Source organism: Bradyrhizobium sp. SZCCHNR1053 (assembly GCF_032381235.1).
Taxonomy (GTDB): domain Bacteria; phylum Pseudomonadota; class Alphaproteobacteria; order Rhizobiales; family Xanthobacteraceae; genus Bradyrhizobium.
This window is the reverse complement of record NZ_JAUHJM010000002.1, coordinates 345,032-360,469: the sequence shown is the minus strand read 5'-3', so window position 1 is coordinate 360,469 and position 15,438 is coordinate 345,032. Positions and strand designations below refer to the sequence as shown.

Here is a 15,438-nt window from a genome sequence, read left to right as displayed (position 1 = left end):
CCGCAGCGACGGTTGCCGCGGCGTGGGTAACCTTACCCCCGGCGGGATTGCCGCGAAGGGTAGCAGGGTGCGATTTGAAGTTCCCTTTCGCGTGCAATTCGCTACCGGAGATGTCATAAGCGTCGCATACGCGTCGAATTGGCCGGGTATTCTCATCAGATTGCGCTGAACGCCTCCAGTTCCCCGTGCGTCCAAGGTTGGGTTCCAAGGGTCAGTCGTAGCGAGAGCGTCAGCTTTGTCTTTTCCCTCTTTGTCGTCGCAGGTTCCGGTTGGTGCGCTGGTCGGCTGGATGCTGCTGCTGACCTTCAAGCACATCATTGGCGACTTCGTGCTGCAGAACGCCTGGATGGCCTATGGCAAGGACCAGCGGAAGGGCTGGGCGCTGCCGCTGTTGGTGCACTGCCTGATCCATCTCGCCGTCGCCATGGTCCTGATCCTGATCGTCGCGCCGAGATTCTGGTTCGTCGCCGTGATCGACTTCGCCATTCACATCACCATCGATCGCCTGAAGGGCATCTGCTCGTCGCGGTTCGGCATGAATACCGAGCACCCCTGGTTCTGGACCCTGATCGGCGTCGATCAGGCGCTGCATCACCTCACCGGCTTCGGTCTCTCGATCTTCATGGCCGCGAACGGCTGAGCCCGGCCACGGCGCGTCTCGGCGCGCCGGCCGCGGCAGCCCCCGTGTCAAACCGGGGGTGGGACGACCGTTCGGTTTGGTTAACCGACCGTTAGCGATTCGCGCTGCATCGTCGCGGCATGGCAATCAAACCGATGCTTCAAAGCCGCGATGCGTTCGACAGCGATTCGTGCCCGGTCGGCGACGAGCTTCTCGGCGAGCTCTACCGTGCCGACGCCAACGGGCTGCCCACGCTGGTCGAGAGCGTGTCCGCCGATGTGAGGGCCATGCTGGCGCTGTTCTGCTACAGGCGCACGCATCTTCACCCGCTGGCGCTTGCGATTGCATCCACCTGCAGCGAGCAGGACCTGTCGCAGTTCGGCGGCCGGGTCGGATCGGCGCTGTATGCGCAATCCCGCGGGGGCCGGGCGGGTCCGGCCAGCACGACCTCGAGTCGCAAGCCGATCTCGCTGTCGACCAAGCCGCTCTCGGTGATGAAGCCGTTCGAGGATGATCTCGACGACAGCCCCGAGCCGGTCATGGCCTGACTTCCCGTCTTCCTCGCCTTTGGCTCAGGCGAGCACTTGCAGCCCGAACTTGCGTCGGGCCATCGCGCATTCGGCGTCACCGGGCATGCAGGTCCGGCACACCTCGGGGCGGATCGCGTAGATCCGGCACGCGACGGAACGCGCGATTTCGCCATCGAGCGCGCAGCAGCGGTCGCCGTCGCAGCGCATGCCCGACAGCCGCTCGTTGACCAGTTCCGCCGGGATGAGGTCGAGCGCGGCATCTTCCTCGATGGTGAAGCGCGGCCAGTTCGACGAATAGGCGCAGCACGCGCCGCAGCTCTGACAGGGGCTGACGTCAAGGTCATCGGGCATCGGTTCAGACATCCTTGGGAACCTCCCACACCAGGCTGCGCCGCCATTTGGCGCGCAGCGCCTCGCGCCTTTCCGGATATTTGTCGTCGAGATAGTCCGCCTCGACGACACGGTCGGTCCTGAAGCTGCGGAAGTCGTGGCGCAGCTCGCACCAGGCGGCGAGGATGCGGACGGCGTCATGATAGCCGATTGCGATCGGCCAGATCACGCGCTCGCTGTCGCGGCCCTGCTCGTCGCGATAGCGCAACCTGATCTTGCGGCCCTCGTGGATCTGCGAGCGTGTGCGCGCCATGTCGATGTGGTCCGGCTCGCGCATCCACGGCCGCGGGGCGCGACTCGCCGGCTCCAGCACGAACGGCCGCAGCCGCTCCGGCACGGTGTCGGCGATCTTGGCCATCAGGTCCTCCGCCGCGCGCGCCAGCACCGGGTCGGCATTGACCGCGACCCATTGCGCCCCGAGCACCGCCGCCTCGATCTCGTCCGGCGTCAGCATCAAGGGCGGCAGATCGAAACCTTTCTCCAGGATGTAGCCCATGCCGGCCTCGCCGCGGATCGGCACGCGCTGGCCGATCAGGGTGGCGATGTCGCGATAGATCGTGCGCTTCGAGGTCTCGAGCTCGGCCGCGATCGCGTCCGCCGTCAAGGGGCGGCGCGTGCGTCTCAGCACCTGGATGATCTGGAATAGCCGGTCGGCGCGTCTCATGGTGTGTCCTGCATGGGCGAGCACCCCCGCCGATGCTGACAGGATGCTGGCAGCAGCCCGCCTTTATACCGGGTCAACAACGAGATTGAAGGGGTGATGTCGATGATGATGTTTTATGGCCTTGGCCTTGCCACCACGCTACTGCCGCTGCTGACACCATGGTGGCAGCAGCATGTTCGTAGCGTCCGGCGTCTGCTCAGGAAGTCGGGAGTGCTGTCATGATCACATTGTTCGGTTTGGGCGCGGGCTTCGGCCTGCCGGAGATCAGCCCCTTCGTCACCAAGACGGAGGTGCAATTGAAGATGGCGGGCCTCGCTTTTCGGAAGCAGCGGGCGATGCCGCCGGCCTCGCCGAAGGGGCAACTGCCCTTCATCGACGACGGCGGCGAGCTGATCGCCGATTCGACCTTCATCCGCGCCCATGTCGAGCGCAAATATGGCTTCGACTTCGATCATGGACTCGACGTGCGCGCGCGGGCGCAGGCCTGGGGGTTCGAGCGCATGATCGAGCATCACCTGTATTTCGCGCTGGTCGGAGCGCGCTGGGTCGACCCGGTCAACTTCGCCAAGGGGCCGGCGCATTTCTTCGACGGCGTGCCGGCCGACAAGCGCGAGAAGCTGCGCGAGGACGCGCAGTTTCGCGTCGCCGAGAACTATCTGATCTCCGGGCTCGGCCGCCATGCGCCGGACGAGGACGTCGATCTCGCCGCGCGCTCGCTGCGCGCGCTGTCGGTGCAGCTCGGCGACCGGCCTTATCTGATGGGCGACCGTCTGTGCGGCACCGATGCGACGGCGTTCGCCGTCATCGCCGGCATTCTCACCCCGTTCTTCGAATCCGAGCTGCGCCGGCGCACCGAAGGCTTTGCCAACCTCGTCGCCTATGCCGACCGGATGATGGCGCAATATTACCCCGAGTTCGAGTGGGGCGGGGCAGCCGAGGCGGCGTGAGCTGATCAGTCGAGTCCCACTCACCGTCATTCCGGGGCAGGGCCGCAGGCCTTGAACCCGGAATCTCGATGTCGTCTTACGTTCGTTGTTAACAATCTCGAGATTCCGGGTTCAATCGCCAGTGCGCCGCTGCGCACTGACGATTGCCCCGGAATGACTAACAAGCCAAAGGCGCGGCCCGCAGCGCGCAGGACCTAGGCGGAGGGCTTGCTCTCGCCCTTCAACTTCGCGAGCTCGGCCTCGAGCTCCGCGATGCGAGCATCGCGAAAGGCCAGCGCTTCCGCGACGTCGGCCGCGTCGAACTTCTGCGGGATGTGCTGCGGGCAGTTGGTGTCCCACGCGCTGATCGTGAACAGGATGACGTGCTCGGGCCGCGCCTTGTAGCCTCCCGGCATCAGCGAGGCCGTCAGCGCGGCGTCGTCCTCCACCACCCGCGCCGTCCCCCAGATCTTCACCCGGCGGCGATGCGCGTAGTCCATGATGAAGATGTAGGCGTGCGGGTTCTCCGACAGATTGCCCTGGGTGATATATTGCCGGTTGCCGCTGAAGTCGGCGAAGGCCAGCGTGTGGCTGTCCAGCACCTTGAGAAAGCCCTTCGGTCCGCCGCGGTGCTGGATGTAGGGCTGGCCGTCGGCCGAGGCGGTCGCGAGATAGAAGCTCGTGGCCTCGGCGAGGCGGCCGGCGAGATCGGCGTCGACCGCGTGGCGAAAGCCGCGGCTCTGCTCCACATGCGCGTAGCTCTCGCGCGACCCCTTGCGCGCCTGGATCGCCTTCACGGCGGGTGAGAACATGACATTGCCCGGTGCCTCGATGGATGTCTGGGTCATCGCAATGACTCCTTGTCGCTGCGGCAGTGACGGCCGCCATCACGTCAATATGGTCCCAATCCCCCCGGGAAATAATCTGGCCAGTTGACATTGGATCGTTGCAGATGTTGCAATAATCCCATGGACCGCATCGACGCCATGCAGGCTTTCGTCACCGTCGCCGAGCTGAACGGCTTCGCGCCGGCGGCGCGCCGGCTCAAGTTGTCACCATCGGCGGTCACTCGTTTGGTCGCCGCGCTCGAATCGCATCTTGGCGTCCGCCTGCTCCAACGGACGACGCGCTCGGTGACGTTGACCGATTCCGGACGACGCTATCTCGAGCGCGCTAGCCGCATCTTGGCCGATCTGGCAGAGGCGGAGCGCGCCGCGGAGAGCGAGCGCCTGCAGCCGGTGGGGCGGTTGGTGGTCTCGGCGCCCGTCGGCTTCGGCCGGCTCCATGTCGGTCCTGTCATGGCTGCGTATCTGAGCCGCTATGCCGAGGTCGCGGCCGAGCTGCGCCTCGAGGACCGTCAGATCAATCTGGTGGAGGACGGCGTCGACTGTGCCGTCCGTATCGGCCATCTCGGCGATTCGTCGCTCGTGGCCCGCCAGGTCGGCAGCATGCGCCGCATCGTGGTCGGCGCTCCCGCCTACTTCAAGGTCCATGGTGAGCCGCGGACGCCCGAGGCGCTGACGAAGCACCAGACCATCCAGTTCGGCCCGTCCGACGAATGGCGCTTCGTCAAGGAGGGCAGGGAGCTGCGGATTGCGGTCAGCCCGCGCCTTGTCACCAACAATGCCGACGCCGCGATCCAATATGCCGAGGCGGGCGGCGGCGTGACACGGGTGATGGCCTATCAGGCAGCGGACATGCTGCGCGGCGGCCGCCTCAAGCGGGTGCTGGCGAAATACGAGCCGCCGCCGCTCCCGATCCACATCGTGTTCCCGAGCTCCCGCCTCCTCTCCGCCAAAGTGCGCGCCTTCATCGACCTAGTGACCACGACCTGCGACTGGCGCTTCGGCTGAAAGCGACTACAACGCCACACCCCGTCATTCCGGGGCAAGGCCGAAGGCCTTGAACCCGGAATCCCGATGTTGTCTTGCCTCTGTTCTTCATCATCTCGAGATTCCGGGTTCAATCGACAACGCGCAGATGCGCGTTGCCGATTGCCCCGGAATGACGAGTGGATGCGATTGCGCCGACCTTGGTGCGACACTCGTCTTGATGTGAAAGACCGGCGGTTTCGGTCACTCCTTCTTCGGCACCACGCGAAAGGTCGCGTTCGCACGCGCGATCACGGCGTCGTCGGCCAGCACCAGGCTCTGCACGAAGCAGACGGTGCGTCCGCTCTTGATGACGTCGCTCTCGACGCTGAGCCACTGTCCGGTCCCGGCGCTGCCGATGTAGTCCACCGCGAGGTTGATCGTCACCAGCGACGCCTCCCAGCCAAGCGCCTGGGCGCAGCTATAGCCCATCGCATTGTCGGCCAGCGATGCGATCAGCCCGCCATGGATCAGCCCGCGCGAATTGGTGTGCGGCGTGGCAAGCCGCAGGCCGAGGATGACGGCCTTGTCCGTCTTCTTCGCATAGAGCGGCTCCCAGGGATCGGTGAACGGGCTCTTGCGGAAATGCGGTTCGAATCCGGCGGGGATGCTGCTCATGCGTGTCTCGATCGTTGCTGGCGATGTCCGCAGTCAACGACATCAGCGCGGATTTTGCACCGCCTACAAAGTTTCAAACGTCTTTTGCGCGGGCGTTTGACGTTGCGCATCGGATGCACGGGATGGGCCGCGCGCGATGTCGCCGGGCGTCCGGTGCGGCCCTGCGGCAATTTCGTGGTGCTATGCTCCCGCCGTGCAATTTCGGGTGCAGGCGAGATCCTTAACGTGTTAATGAAATGGCCATGTGCCTGCAACTTTCGTCTGCCAGACTTGCGCTGGCGGGCGCGATAGGCTCCGCTTGGCGCGTGCACTGGTGGCCAACCTGCCGCCGCGCTTGCAATGATGCTTATATGCTATAACAATGAAGCAAAGGGCCCTCGAAGGCCCACTGATGGAGGAGACGATCCCGATGAGGAAGACGCTTCTGGCGTTGGCTCTGGCCGCCGGTGTGACCCCCGCGCTCGCGCAGGACAAGACATTCGAATTGAAGATCTCGCACTGGGTGCCGGCGAGCCATCCGCTGCAGAAGGCGCTGGAGGATTGGGCGGCGTCGGTGGAGAAGGCCTCGGGTGGCACCATCAAGGGCAAGGTGTTCCCGGCCCAGCAGCTCGGCAAGGCCTTCGATCATTACGACATGGCGCGCGACGGCATCGCTGATGTCACTTATGTGAATCCCGGCTATCAGCCCGGCCGTTTCCCGATCATCGGCGCCGGCGAGTTGCCGTTCCTGATTTCCGACGCCAAGGGGGGCTCGGAAGGTTTGGACGCGTGGTATCGCAAATATGCCGAGAAGGAGATGAAGGACGTCAAGTACTGCCTCGCCTTCGTCCACACGCCGTCGGCTTTCCACACCCGCACCAAGAAGGTCGTCGTGCCCGACGACGTCAAGGGCATGAAGATCCGCCCGGCCGATGCGACGATCGCCAATTTCGTCACCCTGCTCGGCGGCACCAATGTGCAGTCGTCGGCACCGGAAGTGCGCGACATCATCGAGCGCGGCGTTGCCGACGGCGTCACCTTCCCGGCCGGCTCGCTGGTGCTGTTCGGCGTCGACAAGGTCACGAAGTACCACATGGATGCGCCGTTCTACGTGACGACCTTCGTCTTCGTCATGAACAAGGACAAGTACAACCAGATGTCGGCGACGCAGAAGAAGGCGATCGACGACAATTGCAACACCGAAGCTGCCGGCCGGGTCGGCGAGCCCTGGGGCAAGTTCGAGGACGCCGGCGTCGACAAGATCAAGGCCGAGTCCGGCCAGGAGGTCTACAAGCTGTCGCCGGAGCAGACCGCCTTGTGGAAAAAGGCCTCCGAGCCGCTGTTCAAGACCTGGGCCGATGGCGTCAAGAAGACCGGCGTCGACGCCGAGGCCGCCATGACCGAGCTGAAGGCCTCGCTCGCCAAGTACAAGGCGCTGGCGCAGTAGCGATCGAGATCATCGCAGATGCCGCGCCTCCCGCCTCATTCCGATGGATGCGGCAACAGGCGCGCCCTCGACGCGCGCTCCTCACCCCAACTCTCTCCCCGCATCCGCCTTCGCTCTTCGAGCTACGGCGGACAAGAGCGGGGCGAGGGGGCCCACCGCCTGCTGAGCAACAGCTCGCGCTCAATCTTCAGGTTTACGACTAAGATCAAACGGGGACGCCATGCAGCGCGCCTTCATGGACCGGATCATCGACGGGATCGAGTGGATCGCCGCGTTCTTCGTCGGCATCGTCGCGCTCGACATCTTCCTGTCGGTGCTGCTCCGCAACACGCTGAACTATTCGATCCCCGATTCCTTCGACATCGGGCGGATGCTGCTCGGCATCCTGATCTTCTGGGGCATCGCCGCGACATCGTACCGCGGCACCCACATCACCGTGGATCTGATCTGGGGCAATGTCGGCCCGCGCTATCAGCGCTGGATCGACATCTTCGCAACGCTGGTGCTGCTGTTCGTCGTCACGGTGCAGACCTGGACCCTGTTCGACAAGGTGCGCGGCACCTATGAGGACAACGTCCTCACCTTCGATCTGCACATGCCGACCTGGCCGTTCTTCGCCATCGCCTGGATCGGCGACGTTTCGGCGGTGCTCCTGATCGCCATCCGGACCTATCGCCTGATTTTCCACCCCGAGGAGATTCATGACCCTCAAGTCAAGCCCACGGAGTAGCGCCGCATGAGCACGGATGCGGTTGCCGTCATCGGCTTCGTTGCGCTGTTTGCGCTGATGCTGCTGCGCGTGCCGGTGGGCATGGCGATGGGGCTCGTCGGCGTGTCCGGCTTCGCCTATCTCGTCAACGGCACGGCGGCGTTGAAGCTGGTCGGCCAGACCTCGATGCGCACGGTCACGGACTACACGTTCGGCGTGATCCCGATGTTCCTGCTGATGGGAACGTTCGTGTCCAACTCCGGCATGAGCCGCGAGCTGTTCCGTGCCGCCAACGGCTTCGTCGGCCATCTGCGCGGCGGGCTCGGCATCGCCACGGTCGCGGCCTGCGGCGGCTTCGCCGCGATCTGCGGCTCGTCGGTGGCGACCGCCGCGACGTTCTCGGCCGTGGCCTATCCGGAGATGCGCCGCTTCGGCTATCCGCAATCCTTCGCCACCGGCGTCATCGCCGCCGGCGGCACCTTGGGCGCGATGCTGCCGCCCTCCACCGTGCTCGCGGTCTACGGCATCATCACCGAGCAGGACATCGGCAAGCTGTTCATCGCCGGCATCATCCCCGGCCTGCTCGCCATGACCATGTACATGATCACCATCACGGTGATCGGCCGCGTCCGGCCGGATTTCCTGCCCAAGGGCGAGGCGCTGCCATGGGCCGAGCGCATCAAGGGATTGAAGGGCATCTGGGCGCCGATGCTGCTGTTCCTGTTCGTGATCGGCGGTCTCTATGGTCTTCCGTTCCTGCCGCGCTTCACGCCGACCGAGGCCGGCGGCGTCGGCGCCACCGGCGCGTTCCTGATTGGCGTGTTTACGGGACGGCTGAACAAGGACAAGATCCTGGCCTCGCTGCTGCAGGCGACGCGCACCGCGGCGGCCGTGTTCACCGTGCTGATCGGCGCGCTGATCTTCGGCTACTTCCTGACGGTGACGCAGACGCCGCAGAAGGTGACCGAGTTCCTCACCGGCCTCGGCCTCGGGCCGTACGGTGTGCTGGCGCTAATCATGGTGATGTATCTGGTGCTGGGCTGCCTGATGGACGCGATGGCGATGATCATCCTGACCGTGCCGATCATATTCCCGGTGATCTCGCATCTCGGCTTCGATCCGATCTGGTTCGGCGTCATCATCGTGATGACGGTCGAGCTCGGCCTGATCCATCCGCCGGTCGGCATGAACGTCTTCGTCATCAAGAGCGTGGTGAAGGACGTATCCTTCTCCACGATCTTCAAGGGCGTGCTGCCGTTCGTGGCCACCGACCTGATCCGGCTGGTGATCCTGATCGCCTTTCCGCTGCTCGCCACCTGGCTGCCGCAACAGATGATGAACCGCTGATGACGACGCCCATCCTCGATACCCGCTACGTCTTCACCCTCACCGTCATGATCGGCGAGGTGACCTCCGCCGGCGAGACCGGCATCGGCGTGCGCCGGATCATCCCGATCCATGGCGGCGAGGTGAAGGGGCCGGGCCTCGGGGGCGAAGGCATCAGCGGCAAGATCTGCAACTTCGGCGCCGACTTCCAGATCATCCGTCCCAACGAGCTGATCGACCTCGAAGCGAAGTACGCCTTCGAGACCGATGACGGCGCGACCATCTATGTCGAGAACCGCGGCATCCGCTTCGGGCCGGTCGACCTCCTGCAGAAGCTTAAGCGCGGCGAGCCCGTGGACCCCAGGCTGATCTACTTCCGCACCCACCCGCGCTTCGAGACCGGCCACGAGAAGTATCGCTGGCTGATGGAGCACGTCTTCATAGGCTCCGCCGCCCGGCATGCCGATCGCGTCGTCATCGACGTGCACGTGGTGCTGTAGGCCGGGCGGCTTGCGTCACGCTTCGTCATAGTGAGGAGCAGAGCGACGAAGCAATCCAGAGTATCTCCTCGCAGGCAGTCTGGATTGCTTCGCGTCGCTCGCAATGACGGTGCGGCGCCAGCTGTTGCTGCAACCACCGCTGTCGTCCCTGCGAACGCAGGGATCCATACCGCGGAATCGATCGGTGAGGCATGACTGCCAGTCATCGTCCCATCGAAGCCGGTGGTTGTGGGTCCCTGCGTTCGCAGGGACGACACCGGAATCTGTGGCCGCGGGCTCTCGCCTCATACACCATTGTCGTCCCGGGTAAGCCTCGGCGGCGCGCAGCGCGGTCGAGGCGCCGACCCGGGACGACAGCGCAGCTAGTGGTGGCGCCGTCCGGAAGCCATGGCGTCGAGCAAGAAAATCGGGACGCCCGGATCCCGGGCAGACGTACGACTAATCCTCGTCGTCCCAATCCGAAACCCGGCCGTAGCCGCCGTGGTCGCAATCGCGATAGCGGTGAGCCGGCACGTAACGGTAGCGCTCGTAGCCGTAGCCGTCATACGTGGCGTCGCGGTAGTGGGAGCGGTAGACCGGCGCCGCCTCATACGCTTGCGCTTCCGACGCCAGCGCGCCGCCGATGAGGGCTCCGGCCACCAGGCCGCCGATCAACGCCGCATTGCGGCCGTCATGGGCTTGAGCGGGCGCCGGCGCGGCGAACAGGGTTGCGGTCACAGCGAGCGCGGCGACGCCGCCTGCGAGAGATGTCTTCAGCGAAACCATGGTCCCCTCCATTGGGAAGTGTAGGGACGTTCTACATCGCGGGCTTTGAAGCCAGCCTGAATGCAATGTTGTTGGCCGTTCATCTCGGATGTCGCCCCCGGGGGCTTCGGCCTAAGCGGCATCCTCCCAGCATATTCTGATAAAAATAAATATCTTGCGCTTTATCGGAAATTATGGTTCTTTACCGGCATCCCGTCCCAAGCCGAGGGGCGTAGCGCGCGATCGTCACGACACGCGGGGCGGGGAGCGGTGGCCGCGATCATGTCGCAGCGTGTCTACGGGCGCGCGGACGAACGATGTGTCGCGGACGTGAAGTCGCAGCGTCCTGACACCCCGTTGCCGGTGTTACGTTCGCGACGGCGCTAACGCGCCGCGCGGATCATGGTGGCCAACAAGCCGGTGCACCAGGGAGACTGCGTATAAGCGTGAAGACCACCGCTTGAGCCCGCCGGGCGTTTTCGGCTGCACCTGTGGTACCTGCCGCCTGCATTTTTTCTCGCAGGCGGGCCGCAGGCGTCAGCCGACGCCTGGCCTTCCCTGCGCCCTCCGCATGAGAGGGCGAACCATATCAGCAAGCCCCGGGCGTGATTTCGCCGCGGGAACGCCGGATCATGTCATTTGCCTTTGCGCGCAGGCGGGTCTTACGATGCTGCGCGTGACCGAGCCCCTCGGCGGCTTGTTCTTTTGCATCGCACAACATGATGTCGGGCGCCGCTTGTTGACTCCCGCGAAGATCGTTATAAAACATAACTATTCTGAACAGGACACAATCAAGCGATGGGAAACGCCGACACCGCCACGCCAGCGGGCGATCCGTCTCTGCTGCAGATCGAACAGCAGGGCGCCGTCCTGACGATCGGGCTCAACCGCCCGGCCAAGCGCAATGCGCTGAATGACGGCATCATCCTCGCCATCGGCGATTGCTTCACCAGCCTGCCCGAAGACGTCCGCTGTGTCGTGATCCACGGCATCGGCGACAATTTCTCCTCCGGCCTCGATCTCTCCGAATTGCGCGAGCGCGACGCGACCGAGGGATTGGTGCATTCGCAGATGTGGCATCGCGTGTTCGACCGCATCCAGTACTGCCGCGTGCCGGTGATCGCCGCGCTGAAGGGCGCCGTCATCGGCGGCGGCCTCGAGCTCGCCTGCGCCGCGCATATCCGTGTCGCCGAGCCGTCGGCCTACTTCGCGCTGCCCGAGGGCCAGCGCGGCATCTTCGTCGGCGGCGGCGGCTCCGTCAGGTTGCCGCGCCTGATCGGCGTCGCCCGCATGATGGACATGATGCTGACCGGACGGGTCTATTCGGCGACCGAAGGCTCGTCCTACGGCTTCGCGCAATATCTCGTCGAGGCCGGCGCCTCGATGACCAAGGCGATGGAGCTGGCGGCGAAGATCGCGAACAACGCGCCGCTGACGAATTTCGCGGTGCTGCAGGCGCTGCCGATGATCGCCGAGGCCAATCCGCAGACCGGCCTGCTGATGGAATCGCTGATGGCCACCGTCGCGCAGAGCGACAAGGAGGCCAAAAATCGCATCCGCGCCTTCCTCGATCACAAGACCGCAAAAGTGAAGCCGACGTGACATGACCGCACAAACAATAACAAGCACACAGGGAGGAACGGACAACACGGCGCGCACCGCCAGTGTTCATCCGTTGCGCGCGATCTCGTTCAACGACCCGGCCGTCACGGTCGACCGCCGCGACGACGGCACCATCTATCTCCGGCCGAAGCAGCCGCTCGGCGACTATCCACCGCGGATCACGGATCGGCTGCATCACTTCGCCAAGACCACGCCGCAGCGCGTGTTCATGGCCGAGCGCGTCGGGCCCGAGGGCTGGCGCGAGCTGACCTATGCCACGCTGCTGGCGGCGAGCCGGCACATCGCGTCGGGGCTGCTCGCACGCGGGCTGTCGCCGGACCGGCCGGTGATGATCCTGTCGGGCAATTCGATCGATCATGCGCTGGTCGCGTTCGGCTCGCTCTATGCCGGCGTGCCGTTCTGCCCGGTGTCGCCGGCCTATTCGCTGGTGTCGCGCGACTACGGCAAGCTCGCTTATCTGATGAAGCTGCTGACGCCGGGCCTCGTCTTCGTCGACGACGCCGACAAGTTCGCCGACGCGCTCGTCGCCAACGTGCCCGAGGGCACCGAGATCGTGGCGTCGTTCGGCTCGGTGCCGGGCCGCAAGATCACGATGCTCGCCGATCTGATCGCATCGCCGCTGTTCCCCGGCCTCGACGCCGCCCACGACAAGATCGGCCCCGACACGATCGCGAAGTTCCTGCTGACCTCGGGCTCGACCGGCAACCCGAAGGCCGTGATCAACACCCAGCGCATGATCTGCGCCAACCAGGTGATGATCCGCGAGACGCTCGCGTTCCTGAAGGACGAGCCGCCCGTCATCATCGACTGGCTGCCCTGGAATCACACCTTCGGCGGCAACCACAACATCGGGCTGACGCTGTTCAATGGCGGCTCGATGTATCTCGACCAGGGCAAGCCGGTGCCGGGCGGGATCGAGGAGACCGTGCGAAACCTGCGCGAGATCTCGCCGACGGTCTATTTCAACGTCCCCAAGGGCTACGAGTCGCTGCTGCCCTATTTCCGCGAGGACGCGGCGTTGCGGAAGTCCTTCTTCCAGCGGCTGCATGCGATGTTCTTCTCCGGCGCCGCGCTGGCGCCGCATGTCTGGAACGAGCTCGATGAGCTCTCGGTGGCCGAGACCGGCACTCGCGTGCCGATGCTGACGGGCCTCGGCTCGACCGAGACCGCACCGTTCTTCATGTCGGTCAATCCGCGCACCAGCCGCTCCGGCCATGTCGGCCTGCCGGTGTCGGGCAACGAGGCCAAGCTCGTGCCCAACAACGGCAAGATGGAGGTGCGGGCCAAGGGGCCGAACGTGACGCCGGGCTATTGGCGCCTGCCTGAGGTCTCGGCCGCGGCCTTCGATGACGAAGGCTACTACAAGATGGGCGACGCGCTGAAGCCCGTCGATCCCGACGACTTCAATGCCGGCTTCGACTTCGACGGCCGTGTCGCCGAGGACTTCAAGCTGGCGTCCGGCACCTGGGTCTCGGTCGGCCCGTTGCGGGCGCGCTTCGTCGCGGCCTGCGCGCCGCTGGCGCGCGACGTGATCATTGCCGGCATCAACCGCGACGAGATCGCTGCCATCGTCGTGCTCGATCCCGACGGCTGCCGGCTGATCAACGCGACCTTGCCGTTCGACGATCTCGCCGCCACGGCGGCCGATCCGCTGATCATCGAGGCCTTCCGTGAGCGCTTCGCAAAATTCCTGCAGACCGCGACCGGCTCGTCGACGCGCATCACGCGCGCCGTCCTGCTCGGCGTGCCGCTGTCGATCGACAAGGGCGAGGTCACCGACAAGGGATCGATCAACCAGCGCGCCGTGCTGGAGCACCGCAAGGACCTGATCGAACGCATCTACGCCGCGACGCCGGACGACGACATCATCATCGCCGGCTGATCGACGCATCCAAGGGAGAAACGACATGTTGTTGAAGGATCAGGCCGCCATCGTCACCGGCGGCGCTTCCGGCCTCGGGGCCGCCACCGCCCGCAAGCTCGCTGCCCAGGGCGCCAAGGTCGCCGTGTTCGATCTCAATGCCAAGCTGGCCGAGGAGGTCGCCGCCGAGATCAAGGGCGTGGCCGTGGTTTGCGACGTTTCCGATGCCGCCGGCGCGGAAGCCGCCGTCGCCAAGGCGGTCGAGGCGCTCGGCCAGCAGCCGCGCGTGCTGGTGAACTGCGCCGGCATCGGCGTCGCCAAGCGCGTCGTCGGCCGCGACGGTCCGATGCCGCTGGCCGATTTCGAGAAGGTCATCAAGGTCAACCTGATCGGCTCGTTCAACATGCTGCGTCTGGTCACCAACGGCATGACCAAGCTGGAGCCGCAGGCGACCGGCGAGCGTGGTGTCGTCATCAACACCGCCTCGGTCGCGGCCTATGACGGCCAGATCGGACAGTCCGCCTATTCGGCCTCGAAGGGCGGCATTGTCGGCATGACCCTGCCGATCGCGCGTGAGCTCGCACAGTTCGGCATCCGCGTGCTGACCATTGCGCCCGGCCTATTCCTGACGCCGCTGCTCGCCAACCTGCCGCAGGAGGCCCAGGACTCGCTCGCCGCCGCGATCCCGTTCCCTCGCCGCCTCGGTCACGCCGATGAGTTCGCCGCACTTGCGCTGCATATGGTCGAGAACGCCTATCTGAACGGCGAGGTCGTCCGCCTCGACGGCTCGCTGCGCATGGCGCCGAAGTGATTTTCCGTCATTGCGAGCAGCGTAGCGACGACGTATCCGCCGCAGCCCATCGGGCGAAGGCGGAAGCAATCCAGAGTCCCGACCCGGCCCTGGATTGCTTCGCTTCGCTCGCAATGACGGAGAGAGCCGTAGGGTGGGCAAAGCGCAGCGTGCCCACCGGCCCGGAAAATGGTGGGCACGGCGCGTCGCGCCTTTGCCCACCCTACCGATCGTTGTTGTTGGCGTAGCGAGGCTTAATCGATGTTCGTTCACCGCCGCGACGTGCAGATCCAGTGGGGCGACTGCGATCCCGCCAACATCGTCTACTACCCGCGCTATTTCGCGATGTTCGACGATGCGACCTCTGTCATGTTCGAGGCGGCCGGGTTTTCCAAGCAGGACATCGTCCGCCGCTACGGCCTGGTCGGGATCCCCATGGTCGACACCCGCGCCAAGTTCTACATCCCCTCGACCTATGGCGACTGGATCACGATCGAGAGCCGGATCGAGAGCATCAAGCGCTCCTCGTTCGACGTCACCCACAAGGTGTTCAAGGGCGAGGCGCTGGCGCTCGAGGGGTTCGAGACCCGGGTGCTGGTCGGGCGCGATCCGGTTGACCCGGACAAGCTGAAATCGGCGCCTTTTCCAGAGGAGATGCGGGCCAAGTTTCTCGAGGGCTGACGCGCGGCATTGGGTGCGACATGCGGCCGTCTTAAGGATGAATCGTCGTCGTGCTTTGGTCGACTGGTGAGAGGTGATCTTCTCGTGTTCAATGCTATGATCACGTTTGGACACGCATCGGCCGTCCGAGATGGAAGACGCCCCTGTCGGGGCTGGACTG

At 65.1% G+C, this 15,438-nt stretch carries 17 protein-coding genes; 12 read left to right on the top strand and 5 right to left on the bottom strand.

Annotated elements, in window-relative coordinates; genetic code table 11:
• The first annotated feature begins 289 nt into the window (after window positions 1–289).
• The gene (locus tag QX051_RS06600) at window positions 290–640 is read left to right on the top strand and encodes a DUF3307 domain-containing protein (RefSeq protein WP_315735691.1); all 351 of its coding nucleotides are present in this window, start codon (window positions 290–292) and stop codon (window positions 638–640) included.
• Window positions 641–774: 134 nt separating this feature from the next.
• The gene (locus tag QX051_RS06595) at window positions 775–1,167 is read left to right on the top strand and encodes a hypothetical protein (RefSeq protein ID WP_315775847.1); all 393 of its coding nucleotides are present in this window, start codon (window positions 775–777) and stop codon (window positions 1,165–1,167) included.
• A gap of 24 nt (window positions 1,168–1,191) precedes the next feature.
• Here QX051_RS06595 and QX051_RS06590 read toward each other — a convergent pair whose 3' ends face one another.
• Both QX051_RS06590 and QX051_RS06585 read right to left on the bottom strand, forming a co-directional pair.
• Complete coding sequence (locus QX051_RS06590) at window positions 1,192–1,512, bottom strand: YkgJ family cysteine cluster protein (protein ID WP_315734757.1); 321 nt, start codon at window positions 1,510–1,512, stop codon at window positions 1,192–1,194.
• Entirely contained in the window at window positions 1,505–2,203 is a 699-nt protein-coding gene (locus tag QX051_RS06585) for a YafY family protein (protein ID WP_315734755.1), read from the bottom strand. Before QX051_RS06585 ends, QX051_RS06590 begins: the two co-directional genes overlap by 8 nt.
• A gap of 218 nt (window positions 2,204–2,421) precedes the next feature.
• Between QX051_RS06585 and QX051_RS06580 the strand changes: the two genes are divergently transcribed.
• A complete protein-coding gene (locus QX051_RS06580; protein ID WP_315775523.1) occupies window positions 2,422–3,150 on the top strand; it encodes a glutathione S-transferase family protein in 729 nt (242 codons plus the stop codon).
• A gap of 194 nt (window positions 3,151–3,344) precedes the next feature.
• Here the strand turns inward: QX051_RS06580 and QX051_RS06575 are convergent, their stop codons facing one another.
• Window positions 3,345–3,977: a pyridoxamine 5'-phosphate oxidase family protein gene (locus QX051_RS06575; RefSeq protein ID WP_315775522.1), complete on the bottom strand. Its 633-nt coding sequence runs from the start codon at window positions 3,975–3,977 to the stop codon at window positions 3,345–3,347.
• A 120-nt stretch (window positions 3,978–4,097) separates the two neighbouring features.
• Between QX051_RS06575 and QX051_RS06570 the strand changes: the two genes are divergently transcribed.
• A complete protein-coding gene (locus tag QX051_RS06570; RefSeq protein WP_315775521.1) occupies window positions 4,098–4,982 on the top strand; it encodes a LysR family transcriptional regulator in 885 nt (294 codons plus the stop codon).
• A gap of 222 nt (window positions 4,983–5,204) precedes the next feature.
• On the opposite strand, the gene QX051_RS06565 is transcribed toward QX051_RS06570, so the two are convergent.
• Window positions 5,205–5,618, bottom strand: a complete 414-nt coding sequence (locus QX051_RS06565) for a PaaI family thioesterase (protein WP_315772637.1) — start codon at window positions 5,616–5,618, stop codon at window positions 5,205–5,207.
• A 409-nt stretch (window positions 5,619–6,027) separates the two neighbouring features.
• On the opposite strand from QX051_RS06565, the gene QX051_RS06560 reads away from it, so the two are divergent.
• From QX051_RS06560 to QX051_RS06545, 4 genes are all read left to right on the top strand, one after another.
• On the top strand, window positions 6,028–7,044 hold the full coding sequence (locus QX051_RS06560; protein ID WP_315734744.1) for a TRAP transporter substrate-binding protein: 1,017 nt from the start codon (window positions 6,028–6,030) through the stop codon (window positions 7,042–7,044).
• Window positions 7,045–7,264: 220 nt separating this feature from the next.
• On the top strand, window positions 7,265–7,774 hold the full coding sequence (locus tag QX051_RS06555; protein WP_315753543.1) for a TRAP transporter small permease: 510 nt from the start codon (window positions 7,265–7,267) through the stop codon (window positions 7,772–7,774).
• A 6-nt stretch (window positions 7,775–7,780) separates the two neighbouring features.
• Window positions 7,781–9,100: a TRAP transporter permease gene (locus QX051_RS06550; RefSeq protein ID WP_315775520.1), complete on the top strand. Its 1,320-nt coding sequence runs from the start codon at window positions 7,781–7,783 to the stop codon at window positions 9,098–9,100.
• Window positions 9,100–9,579 carry a DUF3237 domain-containing protein gene (locus QX051_RS06545; protein ID WP_315775519.1) on the top strand — a complete coding sequence of 160 codons (480 nt, stop codon included), beginning with the start codon at window positions 9,100–9,102 and terminating at the stop codon, window positions 9,577–9,579. Before QX051_RS06550 ends, QX051_RS06545 begins: the two co-directional genes overlap by 1 nt.
• 438 nt (window positions 9,580–10,017) lie before the next feature.
• On the opposite strand, the gene QX051_RS06540 is transcribed toward QX051_RS06545, so the two are convergent.
• Window positions 10,018–10,344 carry a hypothetical protein gene (locus tag QX051_RS06540; protein ID WP_315775518.1) on the bottom strand — a complete coding sequence of 109 codons (327 nt, stop codon included), beginning with the start codon at window positions 10,342–10,344 and terminating at the stop codon, window positions 10,018–10,020.
• Between the two features lie 777 nt (window positions 10,345–11,121).
• Between QX051_RS06540 and QX051_RS06535 the strand changes: the two genes are divergently transcribed.
• The 4 genes from QX051_RS06535 (at window position 11,122) to QX051_RS06520 (ending at window position 15,278) form a co-directional block, all read left to right on the top strand.
• Window positions 11,122–11,925, top strand: coding sequence for a crotonase/enoyl-CoA hydratase family protein (locus QX051_RS06535; RefSeq protein ID WP_315772634.1), 804 nt, complete (start codon window positions 11,122–11,124; stop codon window positions 11,923–11,925).
• A gap of 1 nt (window position 11,926) precedes the next feature.
• Complete coding sequence (locus QX051_RS06530; RefSeq protein WP_315775517.1) at window positions 11,927–13,828, top strand: feruloyl-CoA synthase; 1,902 nt, start codon at window positions 11,927–11,929, stop codon at window positions 13,826–13,828.
• A gap of 25 nt (window positions 13,829–13,853) precedes the next feature.
• Entirely contained in the window at window positions 13,854–14,618 is a 765-nt protein-coding gene (locus QX051_RS06525; RefSeq protein WP_315734728.1) for an SDR family NAD(P)-dependent oxidoreductase, read from the top strand.
• Between the two features lie 240 nt (window positions 14,619–14,858).
• Window positions 14,859–15,278 (top strand): thioesterase family protein, encoded by a 420-nt coding sequence (locus tag QX051_RS06520; RefSeq protein WP_315753531.1) that lies wholly within the window; start codon window positions 14,859–14,861, stop codon window positions 15,276–15,278.
• Window positions 15,279–15,438 lie beyond the last annotated feature (160 nt).

What these genes read in the sequence shown, in the direction of transcription:
- QX051_RS06600 (WP_315735691.1), top strand. Translation starts at nt 290, where the DNA reads ATGCTGCTGCTGACCTTCAAGCACATCATTGGCGACTTCGTGCTGCAG.
- QX051_RS06595 (WP_315775847.1), top strand. Translation starts at nt 775, where the DNA reads ATGCTTCAAAGCCGCGATGCGTTCGACAGCGATTCGTGCCCGGTCGGC.
- QX051_RS06590 (WP_315734757.1), bottom strand. Translation starts at nt 1,512, where the DNA reads ATGTCTGAACCGATGCCCGATGACCTTGACGTCAGCCCCTGTCAGAGC.
- QX051_RS06585 (WP_315734755.1), bottom strand. Translation starts at nt 2,203, where the DNA reads ATGAGACGCGCCGACCGGCTATTCCAGATCATCCAGGTGCTGAGACGC.
- QX051_RS06580 (WP_315775523.1), top strand. Translation starts at nt 2,422, where the DNA reads ATGATCACATTGTTCGGTTTGGGCGCGGGCTTCGGCCTGCCGGAGATC.
- QX051_RS06575 (WP_315775522.1), bottom strand. Translation starts at nt 3,977, where the DNA reads ATGACCCAGACATCCATCGAGGCACCGGGCAATGTCATGTTCTCACCC.
- QX051_RS06570 (WP_315775521.1), top strand. Translation starts at nt 4,098, where the DNA reads ATGGACCGCATCGACGCCATGCAGGCTTTCGTCACCGTCGCCGAGCTG.
- QX051_RS06565 (WP_315772637.1), bottom strand. Translation starts at nt 5,618, where the DNA reads ATGAGCAGCATCCCCGCCGGATTCGAACCGCATTTCCGCAAGAGCCCG.
- QX051_RS06560 (WP_315734744.1), top strand. Translation starts at nt 6,028, where the DNA reads ATGAGGAAGACGCTTCTGGCGTTGGCTCTGGCCGCCGGTGTGACCCCC.
- QX051_RS06555 (WP_315753543.1), top strand. Translation starts at nt 7,265, where the DNA reads ATGCAGCGCGCCTTCATGGACCGGATCATCGACGGGATCGAGTGGATC.
- QX051_RS06550 (WP_315775520.1), top strand. Translation starts at nt 7,781, where the DNA reads ATGAGCACGGATGCGGTTGCCGTCATCGGCTTCGTTGCGCTGTTTGCG.
- QX051_RS06545 (WP_315775519.1), top strand. Translation starts at nt 9,100, where the DNA reads ATGACGACGCCCATCCTCGATACCCGCTACGTCTTCACCCTCACCGTC.
- QX051_RS06540 (WP_315775518.1), bottom strand. Translation starts at nt 10,344, where the DNA reads ATGGTTTCGCTGAAGACATCTCTCGCAGGCGGCGTCGCCGCGCTCGCT.
- QX051_RS06535 (WP_315772634.1), top strand. Translation starts at nt 11,122, where the DNA reads ATGGGAAACGCCGACACCGCCACGCCAGCGGGCGATCCGTCTCTGCTG.
- QX051_RS06530 (WP_315775517.1), top strand. Translation starts at nt 11,927, where the DNA reads ATGACCGCACAAACAATAACAAGCACACAGGGAGGAACGGACAACACG.
- QX051_RS06525 (WP_315734728.1), top strand. Translation starts at nt 13,854, where the DNA reads ATGTTGTTGAAGGATCAGGCCGCCATCGTCACCGGCGGCGCTTCCGGC.
- QX051_RS06520 (WP_315753531.1), top strand. Translation starts at nt 14,859, where the DNA reads ATGTTCGTTCACCGCCGCGACGTGCAGATCCAGTGGGGCGACTGCGAT.